The sequence below is a fragment of the Pseudomonas sp. Z3-6 genome, from assembly GCF_051131985.1.
Lineage (GTDB): Bacteria > Pseudomonadota > Gammaproteobacteria > Pseudomonadales > Pseudomonadaceae > Aquipseudomonas > Aquipseudomonas zanjanensis.
Genome location: NZ_CP071644.1, coordinates 6,795,870 through 6,814,542, shown reverse-complemented (window position 1 = coordinate 6,814,542; position 18,673 = coordinate 6,795,870). Strand labels below are relative to the sequence as shown.

Here is an 18,673-nt window from a genome sequence, read left to right as displayed (position 1 = left end):
GGATTTGGGACGAAGTTCCTTTTCAGGCGACGAAGGGCGGGGGATTTAGCGAGTCAGATACCAAGTGTTGAACCTGTGGCGAGGGAGCTTGCTCCCGCTGGGCTGCGGAGCAGACCCAAGGCTGTCCATTCAAGTGAGCCTGACACACCGAGCCAGCAGGTTTCAGGGCTGCTACGCAGCCCAGCGGGAGCAAGCTCCCTCGCCACAGGAGCCCTCACCACAGTGGTTGTCAGGCCGTGGCAGGCCGCAGCGAGTAGGTCTTGAGCTGATCGGCAAAATCCCGCAGGGACTGGATGCCACTGGCCTCGGCTTCGCTGACCCATTCCTTGATGGCGGCGAGCATGTCGTGGCCGTTGCTGCTGGTCTTGACCCAGATCTGCTGCAACGCCAGGCGTTTCTCGTAGATCACCTTCAGCGCCTGGCTGTGTTCGAGCATGTTCTGGATGCGCACATGGTGACGGTCGTCCAGCAGGCTGGTCTCCCGCGACAGCAGGCGTTTGGCGCGGTGGAACTGATGACGCACCGAGTGATCGACCTTCTCCAGTTCCTGCTTGACCAGCGGCGCAATGACCAGCCGGCGGTACTGCGCCATGATCTGGAAGCGGTTGTTGAGAATCGCCATGGCGGTGTCCATGTCCAGGTGGCCCTTGCCTTCGACCCGGTGGGCGATAGGCGCAACGCGCTGGACCTTGGCCAGGCGCAGGAAACTGAACACCTTGATCCAGGCCCAGCCCAAATCGAATTCCCACTTGCGCACCGACAGCTTGGCCGAGTTGGGGTAGGTGTGGTGGTTGTTGTGCAGTTCTTCGCCGCCAATCAGGATGCCCCAGGGCACCAGGTTGGTCGCCGCGTCGCGGCATTCGAAGTTTCGATAGCCCACGGCATGGCCCAGGCCATTGACTACGCCGGCGGCCCAGACGGGGATCCACATCATCTGGATGGCCCAGATGGTGATACCGATGGTGCCGAACAGCAGCAGGTCGATGACGCCCATGATCGCCACGCCCAACAGCGGGAAGCGGCTGTAGAGGTTGCGCTCGATCCAGTCGTCGGGGCAGTTCTTGCCGTAGATGCGCAGGGTTTCGGGATTTTCCGCCTCGGCGCGGTACAGCTCGGCGCCTTTGCGCAACACCGTGGACAAGCCCTTGATGACCGGGCTGTGGGGGTCATCCTCGGTTTCGCATTTGGCGTGGTGCTTGCGGTGGATGGCGGTCCACTCGCGGGTGTTCTGCGCCGTGGTCAACCACAGCCAGAAGCGGAAGAAATGTTTGAGTCCGGCGTTGAGCTCCAGGGAGCGATGCGCCGAATAACGGTGCAGGTAGACCGTGACGGCAATGATTGTGACGTGGGTCATCAGCAGGGTGACTGCCACCAGTGACCAGGCCGACAAGCCAAGAAAACCTTCGTACCACATAGGCTGTAGGGCCCTCGATAAAGATAGAAACCGCTGTTGCATTATCACCAGCCCCACAGATAAAACCAGTCGGCCTTTCAGATAAGAGTGGCTGAATGTTTCTTCCTCTATAATCCCATCACTTTGTAGGGACATGGATGGCCGAATGCCTGCCTATCAACGCAGTGCCATGCGCGTAGCGCTGCTTTACCTCGTGCTGTCAGTCACCTGGCTGCAGCTGATTGGTTATTTATTGAGCAGTTTCTTCGATCAATTCGTCGATAGGCAGCGCTGGCTGCTGATCAACGGTTATGCCTGGGTGCTGCTCAGCGCCGGGCTTATCTTCCTGGCCCGGGCGCGAATCTCGCGGTTTTTCGCCAAGGGTGAGCACGGCATCGATCGCGAGCGCCTGCGCCAGGCCGCCGCCGTCTTCGATTGCACCCGCGAAGGGGTGTTGGTGACGGACCGCAATGGCTTGATCGTGCATGTGAACCGGGCGTTCATGGCGATCACCGGTTATGCCCGGGACGAAGTACTGGGCCAGCGCCCCAATCTGTTCAAGTCCGGTCGCCATGGGCCGGAGTTCTATCGCGACATGTTTACCACCCTGGCCAGCCAGGGCGAGTGGAGCGGTGAGATCTGGAACCGACGTAAAAGTGGTGAGATCTATCCGCAATGGCAGACGATTCGTGTCATTCACGATGATGACGACCAGGTCAGTCATTACGTCGCGGTGTTTTCGGACATCAGCGCCATCAAGGATTCGGAGCATGAGCTGGCGCACCTGGCCCATCACGACCCGCTGACAGGCTTGCCCAACCGGCTGCTGTTTTCCGATCGCGCGGAGCAAGCCGTGGCGTCGGCGCAGCTTCACAAGCGCGGATGTGCGCTTCTGCTGCTGGATCTGGATCATTTCAAGAACATCAACGACAGCCTTGGGCACAACGTCGGTGACGAGTTGCTCAAAGGCGTGGCCGAGCGTTTTCTCGGGCTGTTTGCGCCGGGTATAACCCTGGCGCGACTAGGCGGTGACGAGTTCGCGGTGCTCGCGGAAAACTGCTCGCAGCCAGGTCAGGCGGCGGCCTTGGCCCGGCGTATCCTCGATGCACTGAAAGAGCCGGTGCAGCTCGGCGACCAGTCCTTGTTTATCAACGCCAGTATCGGCATCAGCCTGTTCCCCGGTGATGCCCTCAGCGCCGGGCAATTGCTGCGCAACGCCGACTCGGCGCTGTTCAAGGCCAAGAGCGCCGGGCGCGACGGCTACGCCCTGTACACCGAAGAGCTCACCGCCCACGCCCAGCAACGGGTCGAAATTGCCTTCGAACTGCGTCGTGCGCTGCAACAGCAAGAGTTGCGTGTTCATTACCAGCCGGTACACGACCTGGCGAGCAGCCGTTTGATCGGTGTCGAGGCGCTGGTGCGTTGGGAGCATCCGACGCGGGGGCTGGTGTCGCCGGCCGAGTTCATTCCCATCGCCGAGCGCACCGGGCTGATTGCCCAGATCGACGCCTGGGTCATGGACCAGGCCTGTCGGCAGATGTGCCGGTGGCAACACGCGGGTGTGGCGCTGTCGTTCGTCGCCGTCAACGTATCGAGTCGGTTGTTTGCCCGTCGTGAGTTGTATGACCAGGTCGCCCAGGTGTTGCACGACACGGGCCTGGATCCGGCGTGTCTGGAGCTGGAAGTGACGGAAAGCGCGGTGATGGAAGACCCGGAGGTGGCGCTGGAGCAGATGCATCGCCTGCGGGAGTTGGGCGTGCGGCTGGCCATCGACGATTTTGGCACGGGGTATTCGTCGCTGCTGCGGCTCAAGCGTTTGCCGGTACAGAAGCTCAAGATTGATCAGGGTTTTGTCGCGGGGTTGCCGTGGGATGAGGATGACGCCCCGATCGTCCGGGTGATCATTGCCTTGGCCCATAGCATGGGGATGCAAGTGCACGCCGAAGGAATCGAGCAGCGCGAGCAAGCGGCGTTCTTGCTTGGACTGGCGTGTGAGCTGGGGCAGGGCTACTGGTTTGGCCGGCCCGTCGCGGCGGCGCAGTTGGATTGGGAGCGGGCGCCGGCTATTGCTTGAGCGTCAGTGGTATTGATGTTGGTTGACCCACCGCCATCGCGAGCAAGCTTTGCTCCCACAGTTGTTTTTGGGGTGATCGAAATATCCGCAACACCCCCAATCCCCTGTGGGAGCGGGCTTGCTCGCGAAGGCGTCTGTTCAGTCTGTATCCATGTCGCCTGATACTCCGCTTTCGCGAGCAAGCCCGCTCCCACAATGGTTTTGTGTTGAACTTGAGATTCGGTCCGACACGGAACCCTGTGGGAGCGTAGCTTGCTCGCGATGGCGTCGGCTCAGACGGCATTGATCGAGTTATTTGAATTGGATTAGCACGGCTGCGATTACCATCCAAACAACGACAATGAGCGTCATTGCTACCTTGATGATCAAAAGACGCTTCAGGCGAGGCGGGAAGTCTGCAATATCGCCAGGGTCTACGTCGCCCTTAATGATATAGGCCCTTGGAAACACCACTAGCCCGGCAATTTTTACAATCAGCACAACGCCTCCGATCCAGCCTTGCCGCCGCCATGCGGGGCCCCAAAGATAGATGTAACGGCTATTTTTCAAGGCCCCCATCATTGCATCCAGGTGTCGGTGGCTCAGATACAAAGTGAATAACAAACCTGCAGCCCCCAGTAGGGTCGGGCCAGAAACAAGCCAGAAAGCTAGCCAAGACTTCCAAAACCCAGCGGTTATCATGGCAAGGTTTTCTCGTACAAAATCTCACCTCCTATCATCTGAGCTTGATCATGAACAACCCGGCGTCTTGAAGGAAATCTCCGAGGGTTTTGCATGTAAAAAGATCATCAAGCCCACCCGCCGCAGGACTCCTCATCGTAGCTTTACCAATACTGCTCCGAGCAGTATCCCAATCGACGCAACGACCATCATCACCACATAGATGCTTAGAAGTCGTTTCAGACGGGGAGGGAAGTTTTCGATATCGACAGGACTAATGTCTCCAAGTTGAATGTATGCCCTCGGCCACGTGACCATTCCGGCAATTTTATTGACCAACACCCAGCCTCCGAACCAGCCCTGTCTCCGCCACGCGGCCTCCCAGATATAGACATAACGACCATTCTGTAGAGCCCGCATCATCGCATCCAGATGTCGTTGGCCCAGATACAGGTTGAATACGACACAAAAGAAAGCCAGCAGGTGTGGGCAGCCAATAACAACGACAACGACCCAGGGGGGCCAAGTATCAATGCTCGTCACGGTTGGGTGGTCTCAAAAATGATCTCACCTATGACCTCGCCCCCCATACCGCCGCCAGTAGTCCCAATCCAGGCACCGGTCCCTACAAGCGCCGCTACACAAACAACTCCCCCAATACCCGTGGAAACACCCAGTGCAAGGCAAACGGGAGCACTCGCCCAAGAAGCGAGTCCCCCTATTGCTATTCCTCCTGTAGTCGATCCAAGGAATTTCCCTCCTTCAGTAAACCTGACCCGCTCACAAGCTTCCCCAGAGTCGCCATTACACACCTCTTGAAGGGCCAGCAACGAAGAAACCCCACCAATCCCAATGCCGATATACCCGCCTGACTTCATGTACTTCGCGGCCCGACTGGTCGCCTCCACATGTGCGGCATACCCCGGTATCTGCCCCGGTGCTCCGGCCTTGTTCCAGTGGTGCACTAAGCTACGGCTCGAAATGCCGAGGGCAGTTTTCAGTTTGGGATGGTCGCCCAGCGTCGTATGGCCGCGCAGGCGGGTGGAGTTCAGCAGGTGGGCGTCCAGCTGGGCGAGCAGGAGCTTACGCTCGGTGAAAAACTGCGCTGATTTGAGGTGGCCGTGTTGGCGATAGCTTTCCTGGTGCAAGCGTTCCATGGCTTGCAGGGTGTCGCGCAGGCTGGTCAGGTGTTTCTCCATCATCACTGCGCTGACGCCCAACCAAGTCGAGGTCTGGCCAGTGAAACTAGCGATCTCAGCCGCGTGGTGGTGCATGAAGTCGGCTTGCTCGGCGGTCAGGTCATCGAGCGCGGCATTCACCGTTTCCGCCGCCGCCATCACCTGCGCCTCTTCGCGGGTGCATTGGTGATTGTTCGGGTCGCTCAGCACGATCATCGAACCGGCCTTGACGACTTCGCGATGAGGATTGAGTGCGCGGAATTTGCGCATCACCGCCGGATCAGGCGATGGGAACAACGTGGCCTCCAGCGCTTCTCGGGTCACGCTTTTGGGCACGATGTAGAAGCCTGGTTCCTGGGGTTCCATACGGATAGAAGGCAGGGGTGGTGGGGTGCTCGGAGCGAAAAACGATTGGCGTGAAGCAGTTGGAGCGCTGGTCGCGGGCTGTGGAGCCGGCTGAGCGGCTCGGCTGGCTTGCGGTGCAGAATTCGCACCTTCATAGGTGGCCCAGAATACCGAAGGGATCAGTTGCGCTTTGCAGGGGCAGGTACTGTGGCTATCGAGCGTTCCGGCCATGTGTTTGCCATGGCTGATAATGTGCCCGATACCACCTTTGATCTGATAAGTTTTCCCGTCCTTTCCACACGTCACGCGGTCACCTTCGCGGGCATGCAGCAGGCCAAACATGTTGACCCTGTTATCGCCATCCAGCACTTTGCCGCCGCAAGAGGTCTTGTCGCCCTGCCCGATGAAGTAGCCCTCGGTCATTGCATGTTCCCCTTCATCTCATTCGAGTCCGGGCGAAGAACCTCCGCCGGTTTGAAGGCGGGCAAGAAGTCCTCGGCCATCGGCACACCTTCGCGGGCGAAAAGCAAGAAACCCTTTTGGGGCGTGTTGATGATTTCATCGCCATTGCTGAGACGACTGCCGACCAGGGCAATGTGACTATTGGCTTCCCCAGCGGTGGTTACGATCTGCGCCGTACGTCCATCGGCATATACCACAAGGTCGCCCTTGCGCGCCGTGCACACTTGTTGACCGTTATCCAATGTGAACACCATCCGCAGAGTCCCTTGTTTGACCACACCGCCGCCGCGAGTCTGGCTGCCCTCGGTGGCCACCCGGTAAATAGCGATGGGAGGATGAGCCTTGACGTATGCCCGTTGTTTAACGACGAACGCCGAGATTTCTTCGCCGATACCGGACGGTTGCCGTTCCTTGAAATAGCAATCGTCCAAGTGGCTGAGAAAGTCGGGCGATGCTTCGTTGGTGTAGGCGAGGTGCAAGGATGCATTCATTTTTTCAAGGCTCCCATTCAAGGTTGTCCGCTGGCATGTACCAAGCCGGGCGAATATCGGAGCGATGAATGAGACGTCGCGGTGCGGGTGAGTCGCAATCCCGGCGGTGTGGGCATTAGGAGCGAATAGGAAACTTCGCAAAGGGAAATGTGCTTTTTCCTACATCCTGGGGTTATCTGTTGGGTGGCTTGCTCGCAAAGTGGTGTGTCAGTTGAGAAACCAGGAGCAGGCATACCGCTTTCGCGAGCAAGCCCGCTCCCACAATGGTTTTGTGTTGAACTTGAGATTCGGTCCGACACGGAACCCTGTGGGAGCAAAGCTTGCTCGCGATGGCGTCGGCTCAGCTTGCATCAGAGCAAAGCGCTACCCCTTGGCCCCAGGTGCCGCCATCTCCTTGGTTTCCAAATGATCCAACGCCCGCTCAACCAGCAACTGAACCCCATCGGCCATGCGGCTGATCGCCAGGGCGACGCAGCGCCGCGAGTCATCCACGTCATCAGCCAGGTCGGCGGCGATGGTGCTGATGGAGAGCAGGTCTTCGGAGGCGTTGGCGAGCAGGGTTTCGGTGTCGATGTGGGGGGACACGATGAAGAGTTGGTTTTTGTCGGGTTCGGGCGGTGAGGCGGGCTTGGGCTTGAGGTAGTAGTCGAGGGCGCGGGTGGCGGCGTCATCGAGCTTTTTTTCTTCCTGCGCTTGGACGCGGGATTTGTGGCCGTTTTGCGGTGGATTTGGTGAATGCTTGACCATATTTCATGTACCAGAGTTGGGGTCGACATCCTTTCGCTTGCATTCGAAGAGGTGGCAACTGTACGTAGGTGTGCAAGACCGGTCCGGTACCGCCGGCAGACCCGAAGGCCTCCCACGCACAATTGCCATAACGGACGCGAGCATAAAAAAATGCTCGGTCAATAGCCATAACCAATTGCGTACCAGTCCGGACTTGCACGTCCGTGTCACCGTTTTTTGCGATGACGAACAGAGGTTAGCGGCACTCGGAAACGCTGCCTAGTTCATGCACAGCCCTACGTCTTGAAGGAAATCTCCGAGGATTTGGCCGGTAAAAAGCCCCCAATCACCCCTGCCGTAGGACCTCGGCTACTTTCTGTAATTTTGGTTATATAAAAATTCTTAAATAGTCTTTTTAAGAATATCTCGCTTTATCTAGTATTGCTCCACGCCGCAAGCAGTGCCGCCCACTGCCAGGCATTCATTCAAAGGAGCAGCAGCATGAGCGCATCTCTACGTAGCGTTGACGGCCAGGACGAAGCAACCATCTTGCGCGAGATCCAGAGCGCGTTGCGCGATCTACGCTTTGGGGCAGTGGAAATCACCGTGCACAACGCCCAGGTGGTGCAGATCGAGCGCAAGGAAAAATTCCGCTTGCAGCAACCCAGTCATAAGCCGTCTTGAAAGCCAAAAGATCGCAGCCTTCGGCAGCTCCTACGGGGGGCTTGGCGTAGGAGCTGCCGAAGGCTGCGATCTCTTTCTAAAAGCCAAACGAATTTCCAGAAGCCATAAGAAAACCAGAATTCCAGGAGCTTTCACCATGTCGTCCATTCGTCGTTATGCCCTGGCCGCGCTGGCCAGTGCTGTTTTTGCAGGTTCCGCCGTCGCCAAGGATTACGAGTTGCTCAACGTGTCCTACGACCCGACGCGCGAGCTGTACCAGGATTACAACGCCGAATTCGTCAATTTCTGGAAGAAGGCGCACCCGGACGACAGCGTGAAGATCCAGCAATCCCATGGTGGCTCGGGCAAACAAGGCCGGGCGGTGATCGATGGTCTGCGCGCCGACGTGGTGACCCTGGCCCTGGCCGGTGACATCGATGAAATCGCCAAGCTGGGCAAGTCCTTGCCGGCGGACTGGCAAACACGCCTGCCGGACGCCAGCACGCCCTACACCTCGACCATCGTGTTCCTGGTGCGCAAGGGCAACCCCAAGGGCATCAAGGATTGGGATGACCTGATCAAGAACGACGTGTCGGTCATCACCCCGAACCCGAAAACCTCCGGCGGCGCTCGCTGGAATTTCCTCGCCGCCTGGGCCTATGGCCTGAAGGCCAATGGGGGTGACGAAGCCAAGGCCAAGGAATACGTGCAGGCGCTGTTCAAGCACGTGCCGATCCTCGACACCGGCGCTCGTGGCTCGACCATTACTTTCGTCAACAACGGTCAGGGCGACGTGTTGCTGGCCTGGGAAAACGAAGCCTTCCTGGCGCTGAAAGAAGACGGTGGCGCCGATAAATTCGACATCGTCGTGCCGTCGCTGTCGATCCTCGCCGAACCGCCGGTGGCGGTGGTGGACAAGAACGCCGAGAAGAAGGGCAATGCCGAGATCGCCGAAGCGTACCTCAAGCACCTCTATAGCCCGGCCGGCCAGGAAATCGCCGCGAAAAACTACTATCGCCCACGTGACAAGGATGTGGCCGCCAAGTTCGCCCGGCAATTTCCAAAGGTGGAGCTGGTGACCATCGACAAGGACTTCGGCGGCTGGAAAACTGCCCAGCCGAAATTCTTCAACGATGGCGGCGTGTTCGACCAGATCTATCAGGCGCAGTAAGCTGGGCTAGTCGGATTCAGGCCGTAATTCATTGTGGCGAGGGAGCTTGCTCCCGCTGGACCGGGCTGGCGCTCCAGTGCGAAGCGCTCCCAGAGTTTTCTGGGGCTACTTCGTAGCCCAGCGGGAGCAAGCTCCCTCGCCACGGTAAGCGCGTTCTCAACCAAGGACCTTTATGTCGCGTCGCATATCCCCCGTCATACCCGGCTTCGGGCTGACGCTGGGCTACACCCTGGTGTACCTCAGCCTGATTGTGCTCATCCCCCTGGCGGCGATGTTCGTGCATGCCGCTCAACTCACCTGGGAACAGTTCTGGGCGATCATCTCGGCGCCGCGGGTGCTGGCGGCCTTGAAGCTCAGCTTCGGCACCGCGCTGTACGCCGCGATCATCAACGGCGTGATCGGTACGCTGCTGGCCTGGGTGCTGGTGCGCTACACCTTCCCCGGCCGCAAGATCATCGACGCAATGATCGACCTGCCGTTCGCCCTGCCCACCGCCGTGGCCGGTATCGCGCTGACGGCGTTGTACGCGCCGACCGGCCTGGTGGGCCAATTCGCCACGGACCTGGGTTTCAAGATCGCCTACACCCCGCTGGGCATCACCCTGGCGCTGACCTTCGTGACGCTGCCGTTCGTGGTGCGCACCGTGCAGCCGGTGTTGGCCGATATTCCCCGTGAAGTCGAAGAAGCCGCCGCTTGCCTCGGTGCCAAGCCGTGGCAGGTGTTCCGCCACATCCTCGTGCCCGCGCTGTTGCCGGCCTGGTTGACCGGTTTCGCCCTGGCCTTTGCCCGTGGCGTGGGCGAGTACGGTTCGGTGATTTTCATCGCCGGCAACATGCCGATGAAAACCGAGATCCTGCCGTTGCTGATCATGGTCAAGCTCGACCAATACGACTACACCGGCGCCACTTCCATCGGCGTGCTGATGCTGGTGGTTTCCTTCGTCCTGTTGCTGCTGATCAACCTGCTGCAGCGGCGCATCGAAACCCCATAAGGAGGCGCGAACCATGTCCCAATCGTCTATTTCCGCAGCCTCCACCAACGCTGCCCGTCGGGGCAGTGCGACGTCGCGGCGCGTATTGATCGGCCTCGGCTGGCTGATTTTTGCGCTGTTCTTGCTGTTGCCACTGTTCATCGTCGTGTCCCAAGGGCTGAAGCTCGGACTGGGGGCGTTCTTCACCGCGATCTTCGAACCCGACGCGCTGTCGGCGCTGAAGCTCACGGTGATTGCCGTGCTGATCTCGGTGCCGCTGAACCTGGTGTTTGGCGTCAGTGCCGCGTGGTGCGTGAGCAAATATTCGTTCCGCGGCAAGAGCATGCTGGTGACGCTGATCGACCTGCCGTTCTCGGTGTCGCCAGTGATCGCCGGTCTTGTCTACGTGCTGATGTTCGGCGCCCAGGGCCTGTTCGGGCCGTGGCTGTCGGATCACGACATCCAGATCGTGTTTGCGCTGCCGGGCATTGTGCTGGCGACGATCTTCGTTACCGTGCCGTTCGTGGCCCGTGAGCTGATCCCGCTGATGCAGGAACAAGGCACCCAGGAAGAAGAGGCCGCGCGCCTGCTGGGCGCCAATGGCTGGCAGATGTTCTGGCATGTCACCGTGCCGAACATCAAGTGGGGCCTGATCTATGGCGTGGTGCTGTGTACCGCCCGGGCCATGGGTGAGTTCGGCGCGGTGTCGGTGGTCTCCGGGCACATTCGCGGGGTGACCAACACCCTGCCGCTGCACGTCGAGATCCTCTACAACGAATACAACCACGTGGCCGCGTTCGCCGTGGCGAGCCTGTTGCTGATCCTGGCGCTCTTCATCCTGCTGCTCAAGCAGTGGAGCGAAAACCGAATCAACCGCCTGCGCGCCAGCGCCGCGGAGGAATAAGTCATGTCGATCGAAGTCCGTAACGTCAGCAAGAATTTCAACGCCTTCCGGGCCCTGGACGACATCAGCCTGGACATCCAGAGCGGTGAGCTGGTAGCGCTGCTCGGGCCATCCGGTTGCGGCAAGACCACCTTGCTGCGGATCATCGCCGGCCTCGAGACCCCGGACCAAGGCAACATTGTGTTCCACGGCGAGGATGTCTCCGGCCACGACGTGCGTGATCGCAACGTCGGTTTCGTGTTCCAGCACTACGCCTTGTTCCGCCACATGACGGTGTTCGACAACGTTGCTTTCGGCCTGCGCATGAAGCCCAAGGGCCAGCGTCCGAACGAAAGCCAGATCGCGACCAAGGTCCATGAACTGCTGAACATGGTGCAATTGGACTGGCTCGCCGACCGCTACCCGGAGCAGTTGTCCGGCGGCCAGCGCCAGCGTATCGCCCTGGCCCGCGCCTTGGCGGTGGAGCCCAAGGTGCTGCTGCTGGACGAACCGTTTGGCGCCCTCGACGCCAAGGTCCGCAAGGAACTGCGCCGCTGGCTGGCGCGGTTGCACGAGGACATCAACCTGACGTCGGTGTTTGTGACCCACGACCAGGAAGAAGCCATGGAAGTCGCCGACCGCATTGTGGTGATGAACAAGGGCGTGATCGAGCAGATCGGCTCGCCGGGGGATGTCTACGAAAACCCGGCCAGCGACTTTGTGTATCACTTCCTTGGCGACTCGAACCGCCTGCATTTGGGTGAGGACCGGCATGTGCTGTTCCGCCCGCACGAAGTCTCGCTGTCGCGCTCGGAGCTGGAAGACCACCACGCCGCCGAAGTGCGCGACATCCGCCCGCTCGGCGCTACCACTCGGGTGACCCTGAAGGTGGAAGGCCAGAGCGAGCTGATCGAGGCGGAAGTGGTGAAGGACCATGACAGCCTGGTGGGGCTGGCGAAGGGCGAGACGCTGTTCTTCAAGCCGAAGGTCTGGCAGAAAGTCGCCAACCTTTAAAGGCATCCCGAGCGCGGGATTTATGAACGGCGCAGACCTATCGTGGGAGCGGGCTTGCTCGCGAAAGCGGTGGGCCAATTGACGACGATATTGGTTGTGCCGCCGTCTTCGCGAGCAAGCCCGCTTCCACAAGGAGATTTGTGTACGACGCAGATCCATTGTGGGAGCAAGGCTTGCCCGCGATGCAAACACCTCGGTGTAGCTGATAGACCGAGGCGATGCCATCGCGGGCAAGCCTTGCTCCCACAGGTTCGCGCTCCACAAGGGTGGCAGGCTGGTATGGCAGTGTTGTCAGGCCGCCGAACGCTGGTTGCGCAACGCCACCGGCCCGGCGCGCTCTTCGATGGCGCGCTTCAGTTCGCCGCGAAGCCCCAGCAGGAAGCCGGCTTCCACCACCACAAACAGCGGCCCGACAATCAGCCCGGTGAGGTCGTCGACGAACGCCGGCTTGCGGCCTTCGTAATAGTGGCCGACGAACTGGATCACCCAGCCCACCACGAACATGCCCAGGCCACTGCCCAGCCACACCGAGGTGCTTTGCGCGGCGAGCACTTGGCCCAGCCAGACGGCGAGACCCAGCAGCACGGTCATCAGCACACCCAGGCGCAGCTCCAGGCGCAGATAGAACCAGGCACTGGCCACCGCCACCAGCAGCGCCGGCGACACCAGCACCGGGCCCACTGGCCAGCCGGGCCGTGACAGCAGCACGGCGACGGCGACGAAGATCAGCGGAATGCCGATGAAGTGGCTGGCGATGTTGCGCGGGTCGCGATGATACGCGGCGTATTGACTGAGATGATCGACGAGGCTTTTCATTGTTGTTCCTCCTGAGGTGATGCCTGCATGATGCCCGGGTATCACCAGGCGTTCTGTCAGTTAGCCGACACTTGTCCCGGAGTTTCCATGAATTCCCATCCCTGGCACTCACACCTGATGGCGGGCCACTGGTACAGCCATCTGCCTGCTGAGTTACAGAATAGTCTGCTGGGCATGGCGCGGGTGCGCCATCTGCCGCCGGGCCACCGGCTGTTCCAGCGCGGCGATCCACCCTGCGGGCTGTATGCCGTGCTGGAAGGCGCGGTGCGCGTCGGCGCGGTGAACGAACAGGGCAAGGAGGCGTTGCTGAGCGTCGTGGAAGCGCCTCATTGGTTCGGTGAAATCTGCCTGTTCGATGGCCAGCCACGGACCCATGATGCGGTCGTGGTGGGTCAAGGCGTGCTGCTGCACGTGCCCCAGGCGCCGTTGTTGGTTTTCCTGCAGGAGCAGCCGATCCACTGGCGGCATCTTGCCTTGCTGATGAGCCACAAACTGCGCCTGACCTTCATCAACCTCGAACACCTGAGCCTGATGCCCGCCCCGGCCCGCCTGGCCCATCGCCTGCTGATGATCGCCGAAGGCTACGGCGAAACCGAACCGGCCCGGCGGATCCTGCAACTGCCTCAGGAACAACTGGCGCTGATGCTCTCGCTGTCACGCCAGACCACCAACCAGATCCTCAAGGATTTGCAGGCCCAGGGCATTCTTCACCTGGGCTACGGTGAGATCGAGATCGTCGACATCGAGCGGTTGCGGGCCCTGACCACGCCCTGAGGTCCCGCCCCGCATCTGTGGGAGCGGGCTTGCTCGCGAAAGCGGTGGGTCTGTTGGCTGGGATGTTGACTGTGCTGCCGTCTTCGCGAGCAAGCCCGCTCCCACAGGACTTTTGTGCGTCCCGGATAAAATGTGGGAGCGAGCCTGCTCGCGATAGGGCCAGTGCAACCAACCCAAATCCCTACCGCAACCCATCCCGGAACTGCCCCGGCGTCATGCCGGTCCAGCGTTTGAAGGCGCGGCTGAAGCTGCTGGCGTCGGCAAAGCCCAGCAGATAACTGACTTCGCTCAGCGAGCATTGCGGATCGCGCAGGTGCAGCAATGCGAGGTTTTCCCGGCATTCGTTGAGCAGTGCGTCGAAGCGGCAGCCTTCGTCGGCCAGGTGCCGTTGCAGGCTGCGCAGGCTCAGGTGCATGGCCTGGGCGATGCGTTCGGCGCTGGGCTCGCCTTCGGGCAGTTGCGCCTCGATGGCCGCGCGAACCTTGCGCTCCCAGGTCAGTGGCTGGAGCTGGGCGAGGGTGCGTTCGAGCACGGTTTCGTTGTGTTCGGCCAGTTCCGGGTTGGCGTCGTCCAGGTGGCTGTCGAAGTCGCTGAGGTTGAATTCCAGGCAATCCTGGGCGGCGCCAAAATGCACTGGCGAGCGGAACACCTTGTGCCACGGGCTCGGGTCCGTCGGTTCCGGACGCCGCAGGTACACCGCCAGCGGTGCGTAGTCTCGGCCGAGGCGGTTGCGGCAGGTGCGCACGTAAATCGCCGCGAACGCATCGATGGCTTCAAACGCCGGCGCCGGCCGGCCCGGGGGCACATTGAGGCTGAAGCGGTAGCGGTCTTCGCCACGGTTCAATTGCAGGGCCAGGGCATCGCTGACCACCGGGTGATAACGCACGATCCGCTCGAACACTTCCCGCAGGCTGCCACTGGCCACCAGCGCATAACCCAATGCGTGGAAGGTGGTGGGGCTGACGAAGCGCGACACCCGCAGGCCGATGGCCGGGTCGCCGCTGGCCTGCACCGCCAATGCCCACAGGCGTGTGGTGGCCGAGAGCGGGTAGCGGGCGTTCGGGTCGTCCATCCATTGCGGGTCGAGGCCGGCCTCGATGCACAAGGCATGGCTGTCCAGGCCCAGCGCATCGAGCTGTTTGCGCAGGGCGCGGGTCCAGCTGGCGAGGGAAGTCGGTTCCGTCATGACGATTGGCGCTTGCGGTCAACAGGTTGGCGTTTACGGCTACCACCCCGTGGGGCAACGCCCGGCAGGATGAGCACATCTCTACAGAGGATGTAAGCCATGCACGGCACTTGCGCAAGCCCCGAGCGATTGAATGCACAACAACGAGCGGCCCATATTCGCCAGGTGGTCCTGGCCCGGGGTGAGGAATTGCGTCAGCGCTACCCGATTCTGCGTCATCAGGATGCGCTGGGTGCGGGCATCCTGGCGTTCGCCCTGGCGGGGATGATCGGTTCGGCGCTGCTCTACCTCAACGGTGACCTGGCCGGCTGGGCGTGCCTGTTGCTCAACGCGTTTTTCGCGTCGCTGACTCACGAGCTGGAACACGACCTGATCCACAGCATGTATTTTCGCAAGCAGCGCCTGCCCCACAACTTGATGATGGGCCTGGTATGGCTGGCGCGGCCGAGCACCATCAACCCGTGGATCCGCCGCCACCTGCACCTCAACCATCACAAGGTGTCCGGGAGCGAGGCTGACATGGAAGAACGGGCCATTACCAACGGCGAACCCTGGGGGCTGGCGCGGTTGCTGATGGTCGGCGACAACGTGATGTCGGCCTTCATCCGCCTGCTGCGGGCCAAGACCTGGGCGCACAAGCGCAGCATCCTCAAGCGTACGTTGAAGGTTTATTTTCCGCTGGCGCTGCTGCACTGGGGCGCTTGGTATGTGTGCCTCGGTTTCCACGGGGTCAACGGCGTCGCGAGCTTGATGGGAACTTCAATTGACTGGTCGGCAAGCACGCTGGCAACGATGCAGGTGATCGACATCGCGGTGGTGGTGATCATCGGACCGAACGTATTGCGCACCTTTTGTCTGCATTTCGTCAGCTCGAACATGCATTACTACGGCGACATCGAGCCGGGCAATGTCATCCAGCAAACCCAGGTGCTCAACCCGTGGTGGTTGTGGCCGTTGCAGGCGTTCTGCTTCAACTTCGGCAGCAGCCATGGCATTCATCATTTCGCGGTGAAGGAGCCGTTCTACATTCGCCAACTGACGGTGCCGGTGGCTCACCAAGTGATGCGGGAGATGGGGGTGCGGTTCAATGATTTCGGTACGTTTGGGCGGGCGAATCGGTTTGTGCGGGAGGAGGGTGTGGTGCGGGAGGAAGGGAATATGGTCCAGGCCTAAGAACAGGGGCAAGCCTTTGTGGCGAGGGAGCTTGCTCCCGCTGGGCTGCGCAGCAGCCCCAAAATACAAGGGCCGCTACGCGACCCAGCGGGAGCAAGCTCCCTCGCCACAATGGTATGCGTCAAGACCGGGAACAGGTCAGAACTGGTAACTCACGGTCGCCGCCACATTGCGCTCTTCGCCCATGTAGCAATAGCTCAGGCTGGCGCACGAAGCGACGTAGGTTTCGTTGGTCAGGTTGTTCGCGTTCAGGCGCACATCCACGCCTTTCAAGCCGACCTTGCCCAGGTCATACCCCACCGAGGCATCGAACAGTGTGTAGGACGGCACCTTCATGGTGTTCTCCGCATCGGCCCAGCTGTAGCCGACATAGCGCACGCCGCCGCCCAGGCGCAGGCCATCGAGAGCGCCGCTGTCGAACTTGTAGTCAGCCCAGAGCGAGGCCATGTGGCGCGGAGCCTGGGTCGGTGAGTTGCCTTTGTTTTCGATGATGTTGGTGGGCGTGCTGAGGGTACTGACCATCGATTTCGAGTATTCGATGTCGGTGAAGGTGTAGCTGCCCAGCACCTTGAATTGTTCGGTCAACTGCAGGTGCGCTTCCAGTTCCAGGCCTTGGGAGCGTACGGCACCGACGGCGCGGTAGAAGTTTTCCTGGGGCAGTTTGGTCGCGAGGTTTTCCTGGTCGATGCGGAACAGCGAAGCGGTGTAGAGATCATCGGTGCCGGGTGGTTGGTACTTCAGGCCGAGTTCCCATTGCTTGCCATCGGTGGGCGCCAGTGGATTGCCGGCGCTGTCGGCATAGGAGTTCGGGTTGAACGACTCGGAATAACTGATGTACGGCGCCAGGCCGTTGTCGAACAGGTACAGCGCACCGACCCGGCCAGTGAGCTTGGTGCGTTTGTCGTTGATCTCGGTGCCTGCCGGGCGACCGAACTCGGCGATGCGGTTCTCATCCGAGGTTTGGACCCAGTCCTGGCGCAGGCCCAGGGAGAAGCGCCATTTGTCCATTTCGATCAGGTCTTGCAGGTACACGCCGGTCTGCTCCAGGCGCCGCAGGTAGCTGGTGGGGCTGTAGTAGGTGATGGCCGAGTTACCGTAGACCGGGTCGAAGGCATTGATCGGCGCGAGGCTGCCGCTGGTCCAGTCGACCACGGTTTTGCGCCGCTGGTAGTCGGCGCCCATCAGCACGGTGTGCTTGGTCGCGCCGGTAAAGAATTCGGCCTGCAGCATGTTGTCGACGATGAAGGCGTGGAGTTTTTCTTCGGCGCCCGTGTAATAGCGGTTCAGCTCGTTGCTGGTGGGGGTGGTCCAGTCGTAGGCATAGACCTGATCGTTGGTGACGTCGGAGTCCAGGTAACGGAAGTTCTGCCGGGCGGTGAAGACGTCGTTGAAACGGTGCTCGAACTGGTAGCCGAACGACTGCTGGTCGCGTTCGTAACCGTCGACGCCCGGCTCGCCTTCGAAGAAGTTTTCGGAGATTCGCCGGCCGTTGCGCTGATGCAAGGTGCCGTCGGCCGGCATGCCGCCGTGGTAGCCGCCGTCGGGGTCATGCTGCAGGTAGGCCTGGAGCGTCAGCGAGGTGTCTTCGCTGAAGTCGATGTTCACCGTGGGCGCGAGGGCGAAGCGCTTTTCCTTGTTGTGGTCGAACTGGGTATCGGACGTGTCCGCCAGGCCGACCAGGCGATAGGTGATGCGTTTGTCGTCATCCACCGGGCCGCTGAAATCGAAGCCCATGCCCCGTTGGCCCTGGGTGCCGACCGTGGCCTGGATCTGGTGATAGGCCTCGTACAGGGGCTTTTTGCTGGTCAGCGCCACCAGGCCGCCGGGCGAACTGCGGCCATAGAGCACCGACGACGGCCCCTTGAGGATATCGACTCGCTCGAGGAAATACGGATCGACCTGGATGGAGCTGTAGGTGCCGCTGTCGCCCATGGACTTGAGGCCGTCGAGGTAGATGTTATCCACCGAGCCGTCGTTGAAGCCGCGCATCGCCACGTAGTCGTAGCGATGGGTGGCGCCGTAGGGGTTGGTCAGCACGCCGGGGGTGTAGCGCATGGCCTGGGACACGGTTTGCGCGCCCTGGTCGTCCATTTGCTCGCGGGTCACCACGGAGACGCTCTGGGAAGTTTCGCGCAGGGCGGTACTGGTCTTGGTGGCGACCTGGCTGTGGGTGGCGTTGTAGCCCTCCATGCTGCCCAGCGCATTACCCAGGGCGAAGCCCTTGATGTCGGTGCTCGGCAGTTCCAGGGTGCTGCCAGCGGTCTCGGTTTGCAGCACGTAGCTGCTGCCATCCCGGCTGACGGCAACCAGTCCCGAGCCACTGAGCAACTGGCTCAGGGCCTGGTCGGGCGAGTATTCGCCCTTGAGGCCCGGTGACTGGACGCCGCCGGTTTGCGCCGGGGTGCTGGCCAGGGTGATCCCGGCTTGGCGGGCGAACTGGTTCAGTACATCGCTCAGCGGGCCGGGGGCAATATTGTAGCTCTGGCGGCTGGCGGTCACGCCGTCTTGTGCGGCCACCGCGAGCATCGGCACCACGCTGACCCCCAGCGCCGTGGAGAATAGCGCGGCATGAATGGCCTGGCGCAACAGGCCCGGTTGCGAAGAGAAGCCGAAGGGGTTCTTGAGAAGTACGCGCTCAGTCATTGTAGGTTCCGTTGGAGTCGCTGAAGGCCGATAAGGGTTGCTTACTGTCCT

General features: G+C 60.9%; 16 protein-coding genes. 8 read left to right on the top strand and 8 right to left on the bottom strand.

Annotated elements, in window-relative coordinates:
* Window positions 1-229 precede the first annotated feature (229 nt).
* The gene (gene desA, locus J3P88_RS29375) at window positions 230-1,414 is read right to left on the bottom strand and encodes a delta-9 fatty acid desaturase DesA (protein ID WP_186709980.1); all 1,185 of its coding nucleotides are present in this window, start codon (window positions 1,412-1,414) and stop codon (window positions 230-232) included.
* A gap of 145 nt (window positions 1,415-1,559) precedes the next feature.
* On the opposite strand from desA, the gene dibA reads away from it, so the two are divergent.
* Complete coding sequence (gene dibA, locus J3P88_RS29370; protein WP_434573183.1) at window positions 1,560-3,467, top strand: phosphodiesterase DibA; 1,908 nt, start codon at window positions 1,560-1,562, stop codon at window positions 3,465-3,467.
* A 291-nt stretch (window positions 3,468-3,758) separates the two neighbouring features.
* Here the strand turns inward: dibA and J3P88_RS29365 are convergent, their stop codons facing one another.
* From J3P88_RS29365 to J3P88_RS29350, 4 genes are all read right to left on the bottom strand, one after another.
* On the bottom strand, window positions 3,759-4,016 hold the full coding sequence (locus J3P88_RS29365; protein ID WP_434573181.1) for a hypothetical protein: 258 nt from the start codon (window positions 4,014-4,016) through the stop codon (window positions 3,759-3,761).
* Window positions 4,017-4,666: 650 nt separating this feature from the next.
* The gene (locus J3P88_RS29360; RefSeq protein WP_434573179.1) at window positions 4,667-6,073 is read right to left on the bottom strand and encodes a PAAR domain-containing protein; all 1,407 of its coding nucleotides are present in this window, start codon (window positions 6,071-6,073) and stop codon (window positions 4,667-4,669) included.
* The gene (locus J3P88_RS29355) at window positions 6,070-6,603 is read right to left on the bottom strand and encodes a hypothetical protein (protein ID WP_434573177.1); all 534 of its coding nucleotides are present in this window, start codon (window positions 6,601-6,603) and stop codon (window positions 6,070-6,072) included. Before J3P88_RS29355 ends, J3P88_RS29360 begins: the two co-directional genes overlap by 4 nt.
* Before the next feature lie 363 nt (window positions 6,604-6,966).
* A complete protein-coding gene (locus J3P88_RS29350; protein ID WP_434573175.1) occupies window positions 6,967-7,350 on the bottom strand; it encodes a DUF6124 family protein in 384 nt (127 codons plus the stop codon).
* A gap of 480 nt (window positions 7,351-7,830) precedes the next feature.
* Between J3P88_RS29350 and oscA the strand changes: the two genes are divergently transcribed.
* The 5 genes from oscA (at window position 7,831) to J3P88_RS29325 (ending at window position 12,030) form a co-directional block, all read left to right on the top strand.
* Window positions 7,831-8,013, top strand: a complete 183-nt coding sequence (gene oscA / locus J3P88_RS29345; protein ID WP_003186967.1) for a sulfur starvation response protein OscA — start codon at window positions 7,831-7,833, stop codon at window positions 8,011-8,013.
* A 136-nt stretch (window positions 8,014-8,149) separates the two neighbouring features.
* Window positions 8,150-9,163 (top strand): sulfate ABC transporter substrate-binding protein, encoded by a 1,014-nt coding sequence (locus J3P88_RS29340; protein ID WP_434573172.1) that lies wholly within the window; start codon window positions 8,150-8,152, stop codon window positions 9,161-9,163.
* 172 nt (window positions 9,164-9,335) lie between these two features.
* Window positions 9,336-10,154, top strand: a complete 819-nt coding sequence (cysT, locus tag J3P88_RS29335; protein WP_013692011.1) for a sulfate ABC transporter permease subunit CysT — start codon at window positions 9,336-9,338, stop codon at window positions 10,152-10,154.
* Between the two features lie 13 nt (window positions 10,155-10,167).
* Window positions 10,168-11,037 carry a sulfate ABC transporter permease subunit CysW gene (cysW, locus tag J3P88_RS29330; RefSeq protein WP_024618577.1) on the top strand — a complete coding sequence of 290 codons (870 nt, stop codon included), beginning with the start codon at window positions 10,168-10,170 and terminating at the stop codon, window positions 11,035-11,037.
* 3 nt (window positions 11,038-11,040) lie between these two features.
* Window positions 11,041-12,030: a sulfate/molybdate ABC transporter ATP-binding protein gene (locus J3P88_RS29325; protein WP_047700099.1), complete on the top strand. Its 990-nt coding sequence runs from the start codon at window positions 11,041-11,043 to the stop codon at window positions 12,028-12,030.
* Window positions 12,031-12,321: 291 nt separating this feature from the next.
* Here the strand turns inward: J3P88_RS29325 and J3P88_RS29320 are convergent, their stop codons facing one another.
* Window positions 12,322-12,846 (bottom strand): DUF962 domain-containing protein, encoded by a 525-nt coding sequence (locus tag J3P88_RS29320; protein ID WP_186709988.1) that lies wholly within the window; start codon window positions 12,844-12,846, stop codon window positions 12,322-12,324.
* 87 nt (window positions 12,847-12,933) lie between these two features.
* Between J3P88_RS29320 and J3P88_RS29315 the strand changes: the two genes are divergently transcribed.
* Window positions 12,934-13,620 (top strand): Crp/Fnr family transcriptional regulator, encoded by a 687-nt coding sequence (locus tag J3P88_RS29315; protein WP_434573169.1) that lies wholly within the window; start codon window positions 12,934-12,936, stop codon window positions 13,618-13,620.
* Between the two features lie 181 nt (window positions 13,621-13,801).
* Here the strand turns inward: J3P88_RS29315 and J3P88_RS29310 are convergent, their stop codons facing one another.
* Window positions 13,802-14,806: an AraC family transcriptional regulator gene (locus J3P88_RS29310; protein WP_434573167.1), complete on the bottom strand. Its 1,005-nt coding sequence runs from the start codon at window positions 14,804-14,806 to the stop codon at window positions 13,802-13,804.
* A 99-nt stretch (window positions 14,807-14,905) separates the two neighbouring features.
* Here J3P88_RS29310 and J3P88_RS29305 point away from each other — a divergent pair, with 99 nt between their 5' ends.
* Window positions 14,906-15,979 (top strand): fatty acid desaturase, encoded by a 1,074-nt coding sequence (locus J3P88_RS29305; protein ID WP_434573165.1) that lies wholly within the window; start codon window positions 14,906-14,908, stop codon window positions 15,977-15,979.
* Between the two features lie 138 nt (window positions 15,980-16,117).
* Here J3P88_RS29305 and J3P88_RS29300 read toward each other — a convergent pair whose 3' ends face one another.
* Window positions 16,118-18,622: a TonB-dependent siderophore receptor gene (locus tag J3P88_RS29300; protein ID WP_434573163.1), complete on the bottom strand. Its 2,505-nt coding sequence runs from the start codon at window positions 18,620-18,622 to the stop codon at window positions 16,118-16,120.
* Between the last annotated feature and the right edge of the window lie 51 nt (window positions 18,623-18,673).